The 3,996-nt window shown below is 68.3% G+C and carries 4 protein-coding genes; all 4 read right to left on the bottom strand.

The features are described from left to right. Positions 1-14: 14 nt before the first annotated feature. Positions 15-1,274 (bottom strand): ABC transporter substrate-binding protein, encoded by a 1,260-nt coding sequence (locus ACNPM4_RS03775; protein WP_372468118.1) that lies wholly within the window; start codon positions 1,272-1,274, stop codon positions 15-17. A gap of 67 nt (positions 1,275-1,341) precedes the next feature. Continuing rightward, positions 1,342-2,157: a carbohydrate ABC transporter permease gene (locus ACNPM4_RS03770; protein ID WP_372468119.1), complete on the bottom strand. Its 816-nt coding sequence runs from the start codon at positions 2,155-2,157 to the stop codon at positions 1,342-1,344. Then, positions 2,150-3,097, bottom strand: a complete 948-nt coding sequence (locus ACNPM4_RS03765) for a carbohydrate ABC transporter permease (RefSeq protein ID WP_081859913.1) — start codon at positions 3,095-3,097, stop codon at positions 2,150-2,152. The genes ACNPM4_RS03770 and ACNPM4_RS03765 overlap by 8 nt, the downstream gene beginning before the upstream one ends. Next, a partial coding sequence (locus ACNPM4_RS03760; protein WP_448984742.1) for an ROK family protein occupies positions 3,097-3,996 on the bottom strand: 900 nt, incomplete at its 5' end. The genes ACNPM4_RS03765 and ACNPM4_RS03760, both read right to left, overlap by 1 nt.

The raw sequence follows: 3,996 nt of genomic DNA, 5'->3' as shown, positions 1-3,996 counted from the left end.
GGGGTGGTGTGGCGTCAGCCGAGCAGCGCGTTGACGCGCTCTTCCGCGGAGTCGAGTGCCTCCTGGACGCTCTTGCGCCCCGCGGCGGCCTCGGTGAGCTCTTCGCTCACGATGTCTTGCATCTCGGTCTGGCCCTCCCCGATCGACGGCGCGAGAGCGACCTGCTCCAGCGAGTCGAAGACGGCCTGACGGTTCGCCGGGTCGCCCTTGTCGAGGTAGGCGTCGAGCTGGCTCTCGTCGGCGATCGGCGGCAGCTCCCACCCGCTGTCCAGCCGCACGTCGACCATGGTCTTCGAGCTGGTCAGGAACTCCGCGAAGCGCTGGGCGGCATCCGCGTTCTTCGTGCCGGCCGACACCGCGACGCCGTTCGAGAACAGTGCGCTCGCGGCCGTGGTGTCACCCGGCTCGACCGCGATGTCCCACGCGAAGCCGGCGTCGGCGAGGCCGCCGAACATCCAGATTCCCGTGTGCCACATGGCGAGCTTGCCCTCGGCGAACAGTCCACTGTCGAAGTCGGGGGTGCCTGCACCCTGCTCGGCCGTCGGCATCGTGGTGCCGCTCTTGCCGACCAGCCACTCGGCGGCCGCGAGGCCCTCGGGTGAGTTGAACGCTGCGGCCGAGCCGTCCTCGTTCAGGAAGTCGCCACCGGCCTGAGCCACGGCCTTGTAGTACTCGTGGTAGCTGATCGGCTGGTAGTCGCCCCAGACGCCGGCTCCGGCATCCGTCAGCTTCTCCGCGGCGGCCTGCTCGTCTGCCCAGGTCCAGTCGGAGGTCGGATACTCGATGCCGGCGGCGTCGAACAGGTCGGCGTTGTAGAACAGCACGACGTTCGAGAACGAGCTCGGCAGAGCGTACTGCGTGCCGTCCGTGGCGTAGGCGTCGGCGAGGGATGCCTGGTACAGGTCGGTGTCGACGCCGTCCAGAGGAGCGAGCACGCCGTTGGCCTGGTAGGCCGCGTAGTTCGCGAACTCGATGTCGAAGACATCCGACACCGTGCCGCCGGCGAGGTCGGTCTGCAACGCCGTGAAGTAGTCCGCGTACGGGAGGGTCGTGACGTCGACCTTCACATCGGGGTTCTCCTTCTCGAACGCCTTCACGATGGTGGCGAGGTTCTCCTCGTTCCCGCCGTTGGAGATGAAGTTCGAGTAGGTGATGGTGACCTTGTCGCCGTCGCCGGAGGCTTCCGTGCCTCCGGACGAGCAACCGGCGAGCGTCAGTCCGACGACCGCGAGGGCGGCGACGGTGCCGACCGGGGTCCATGCTGTGCGTGACATGGTGGGTGTTCTCCTTCTCATCGGGTGGTGCGTGATCGGGTGGTGCAGATGGTGCAGGCGCTGCGGGTCACTTGATCCCGGAGCTGGCGACGCCCTGGATGACATATCGCTGGGCGAAGACGTAGATGGCGAGCATGGGGAGGATCGAGACGACCGAGCCCGCCATCATCACGTCCCACTGCGTCGTGTACTGGCCCTGGAGTCCGGCGAGCGCGAGGGGCAGCGTCTGCAGCTCGGCGGAGCGCAGGATGATCAGCGGCCAGAGGAAGCTGTTCCAGCTGCTCATGAACGCGAACACGGTGAGTGTGGCGATCGTCGGGCCGACGAGCGGCAGCACGATCGTGCCGAAGATGCGGAAGTGCCCGGCGCCGTCGAGCGTGGCGGCCTCGTCGAGTTCGCGCGGCACCGAGTTCATCGCCTGCCGGAGCAGGAACACCCCGAAGGCGCTCGCCACGCTCGGCAGCAGCACGCCGAGGTAGGTGTCGACGAGCTGGAGATCGCGCATCTGCACGAACAGGGGCACGATCAGCACCTGGATCGGGATCATCATGGTCGCGAGGTACACCGCGAAAACCGCGTCCCGCCCGGGGAAGGGCATCCGGCTGAACACGTAGGCGGCCATCGAGCTCGTCAGGAGCTGCAGCAGCGTGGTGACGACGGCGAGGACCAGTGAGTTGAGCACCACGCGAGCGAACGGCGTGTTCGCGAAGAGCTCGGTATAGGCCGAGAACGAGGGGTTCTCCGGGATCAGGGGAGGGGTGGAGGAGAGCCCGGCCCCGGGGGAGATCGAGGTCACGATCGTCCACAGGAACGGGAAGAACATGAGCAGTGCCCCGACCACGACGACGGCCGTCAGGGCGATCGTGCCCAGGCGCTTACGCATAGTTCACCCACTTCTTCTGGCCGCGGATCTGCACGATCGTGACGATCAGCACGAGGAGGAACAGCATCCAGGAGAGAGCGGATGCCTCCCCGGCACGCCCGTATCGGAAGGTGAGGTCGTAGATCTGCTGCACCACGACCGTGCTCGCGCCGGCCGGTCCACCTCCGGTCATCGCATACACCTGGTCGAACACCTGGAAGCCGTTGATGAGCGAGATCACGATGACGAAGAACGTCGACGGCGACAGCATCGGCATGGTGACGCTCACGAGCCGACGCCAAGGGCCGGCGCCATCGACGCGGGCGGCTTCGTAGAGGTCGGCGGGGATGGCCTGGAGTCCGGCGAGCAGGATGATCATCACGAAGCCGAGGTCCTTCCACGCCGACGCGATGATGATCGAGGGCATCGCCCACGCCGGGTCCGTCCACCATCCCGGTCCGTCGATGCCGACGAGGCCGAGGACGAAGTTCACGATGCCGATGTCGGGGTTGAGCAGCCAGCGCCAGACGAGCGCCACGACGATCCAGCTGGTCACGACGGGCAAGAAGTAGACGCCGCGGAGCAGGTTGCGTGCGGGGATGCGGCTGTTCAGGGCCAGTGCAAGGGCGAGGCCGCCGAAGTAGACGAGCGGCAGGTACCCGACCAGGTAGTAGAGCGTGTTGAGGAAGGCGCGGTGCGTCGCCGGATCCTGAACGAGCTTGACGTAGTTGTCGAAGCCGACCCACTGCATCGGCGACAGCAGGTTCCAGCTGTGCAGGCTCGTCCATAATGCGCCCACCATGGGGTAGAGCGTGAACATGACGAGCGGGAGGGCGCTGGGGAGCAGGAAGATCAGCACGGTGATCGCGTACCGCGCTCGCCGGGAGCGGCGTCCGCGTGCGGGAGGACGTGGTGTCGTCGGTGGGGCCTTCACGGCCGGAGGGGACTCGACCGCGGTCATCAGCGGGCTGCTCCCTGGGACCCGTCGCGCGGGGAGGGCTCGGTCAGGCGTTCGCGCACCAGTCGGCCCTGCTCGCCGGTGCGGCCGGCCGCGTCGAACGGTGTCGCGAGCACGAGGCTCGCCGCACCCTGCGCCCACCGGTCGTCCTGCCAGGTCTCGACGGCGACCGGAACGCCGCGCTTGCGGGGCATGAGGCCGGAACGGAGGGCGGGTTCGAAGCCGTAGGACCAGTGGTTCCACGCCTCGACGCCTTCGCCGAGGAGGATGACGATCTCGGGGTCGATCGTGTTGACGATGCCGGCGAGTGCCCGTCCCAGCAGGTGTCCGGCATGCGAGAACGCCTCCTGGGCGGCGGTGTCGCCCTCGTTCGCGCGGCCCTGCAGGGTACGCATGCCGGCGGCCTCGCCGATGATCCCCCGCTCGCGAGCGGCGGTCACCAGGGCGTCCTCGCCGATCAGCGACTCGAGGCAGCCGTCGGCGCCGCAGGCGCAGCGAGGACCGTCCTCCTGTGTCGGGAGGTGGCCGATCTCGCCGGCCCCTCCGCCATGGCCCCGCAGCACGGCGCCATCGGCGATGATGCCCGCGCCCACGCCCGTGCCGATGGTGACGACGAGCACGTTGTCGTGTCCTCGGGCCTGACCGTGGAGCAGTTCGGCCATCGCGAGCGCGTTGACGTTGTTCTCGACGAGCACGGGGAGCGACAACTCGCGGCGGAGCACGTCGCCGAGCGGTACGTGGCTCCAGCCCAGCTGCGTCGAGTCGACGTTGCCGAGACTCTGGTCGTCCACATCTCCCGGCACACCGACGCCGACTCCGAGGAGAGGGCGGTCGCTGCCGCCGGCGATGAAGGCGCGCAGCAGGGTGGCGAGGGTGGGAATCGCCGTCGCGGCCGCCGCATC

The organism is Microbacterium umsixpiens, assembly GCF_053543675.1.
The sequence above is the reverse complement of the archived record's forward strand: the minus strand, read 5'-3'. Positions and strand labels throughout refer to the sequence as shown.